1 protein-coding gene is annotated in these 1,965 nt (G+C 67.5%); it reads right to left on the bottom strand.

The genetic code is table 11. The features are described from left to right. Window positions 1-25: 25 nt before the first annotated feature. Entirely contained in the window at window positions 26-1,756 is a 1,731-nt protein-coding gene (locus tag AB0N31_RS36445) for an endo-1,4-beta-xylanase (RefSeq protein WP_366062831.1), read from the bottom strand. Between the last annotated feature and the right edge of the window lie 209 nt (window positions 1,757-1,965).

The raw sequence follows: 1,965 nt of genomic DNA, 5'->3' as shown, positions 1-1,965 counted from the left end.
TGGTCGTTCGCGGTGTTCGCCGTACCTATCCAGTACCTGAGCGGCGAGCGTCGTCCAGGACGTCACGCAGTGCCCAGTAGGCGGGTTTCACCTCGTACGTCGCGTCCCAGGGAAGAGCGTTTCCCGGACTCGGGGGATAGTGTCGCAGGTCAGCCGTGGAGCCGTACATGTCGGTGAAACCCCAGGTCGAGAACGAGGTGCAGTTGGGTTCTTCGCCGCAGACGGCGAGTTTCCCCGCCAACTGGCGGGCCTGGATGTCCTCTTCGTCCTCGTCGACGAGGACGTCCGCCTCCGAGATCCGGGCCTTCAGGCCGAGCCCGGCCAAAGCCCGGACCTTGCGTCGGAAGACCTCGGGGTCGGTACGGTCACCGACGGCGTATTCGTGGTCCTGGAAACCGACGCCATCGATCGGAACGCCCCGCTCCTTCAACCGGATCAGCAGCGCGTAGAGGGCATCCCAGCGTGGACCGTCCTCCTCCACCCCATACTCGTTGAGGTACAGCACCGCGTGCGGGTCGGCCTCGCGGGCAGCATGGAAGGCGATGTCGATGTATTGCTCACCCATCGCTTCGAACCACAACTGTGGCCGCACGCCCCGGTTGCCGTTGGAGTAGTCCTCGTCCTCGTCGGACATGGGCTCGTTCACCACGTCCCATTCCGCCACCTTCTCCCGGAAGTGGCCCGCTACCGCGCGTATGTGCTCCACCATGACGCGTCTGCGTTGCTCGTGCGTCATCTCGGCACGCATCCATGCGGGCAGGGCTTCGAACCAGACGAGGGTGTGGCCGTGCACCTTCATCCTGTTGGCTTCGGCGAAGTCCACCAAGGCATCGCCTTCCGCGAACGCGAACACGCCGCGTCGAGGCTGGACGAACTGCGGCTTGAAGTCGTTCTCCGGCGTAAGCATGGAGAACTCCTCACCCGCCGTCCGGCGGTAGGCGCTGTCAGTCAGCAAGGGGCCCGCGGCCAGGGCGGTTCCCATACGGATCGGGCGTGGGAGAACCGCCGCCAGATCACGCATCGCATCGCTGGACCGGGGCACTCGCAGACCAGGCGCGTCCACGACGGACATCCGGCCCCGTCCCAGTGACCGCGCGTGGAGATCGCTGAGGGTCCAGCCCTTCCCGCGGGCTCCCGCATCCGCGCCGAACCAAATGCGGCCGTGGCCGAAGACGTCCCGCGCGGGAACGGTCCCCACGACCCTGCCGTCGGCCTCCAGCACAAGCCTGTTCGCGCGGACTTCGACGGCGAGGCGGACTCCGAGCCCCAGGCCGCTCCCGAAGGTCCGGGTCATCGCAGGTCTGTCGGAGTCTCCGTCCCAGCGGTCGATCCGGAGCCTCCCGCCGACCACGCCGATGCGCACGCCGCGCCGTTCGTAGCGCCATTCGTCGTAGATGACCGGCGTCTCACCGTACAGATGCAGGTAGGCATCCGTGTCATCCGTGCGCCGCAGGCCGGCTTCGATCCGGACATCCCCTCGGAACACCATGTGGGGACCGCGCAGGTTCACCGGTGGGTTCGGCTGTCCGCCGGTACCGTCCTGGCGTGTGATGCGCCGGTCGAGGGGTGTGACCCGTACTCCTGTGTGCGTGGGCTTCGCGCCGGCGAAGTGAGCCCAGTCCCTGCCGTTCAGGAGGTCCTCCACAGGTCCCCCCGCGGGCGCGGAGGTGCCGGCACGGTCCCCCGAGACACCAGCGACCAAGGCACACACAACCGCGATGACAGCGCTCTTTCGAAACCGCATGAACAGCAGCACTCCGTATCCTCAGCCCGTCTTCCGACGGCATCGCCGCCCTCAGCCACACCGTCGCCGAGCACCGTCCTCCCCAGCCGCGGCAAGAACGGTGCGCAACCGATCGCGCCGCCCCGCTGTGACTGATCGCCATTGTTTCAGGTGCGAGTGAGGGACCGTCGGCCGAGGACCGTTCGGGAACGACGGCCGGAGAGCGGTCGGTACGGTCGGCG

It is taken from the genome of Streptomyces sp. NPDC051051 (assembly GCF_040682975.1).
GTDB lineage: Bacteria > Actinomycetota > Actinomycetes > Streptomycetales > Streptomycetaceae > Streptomyces.
This window is presented reverse-complemented; position numbering and strand designations above follow the sequence as displayed.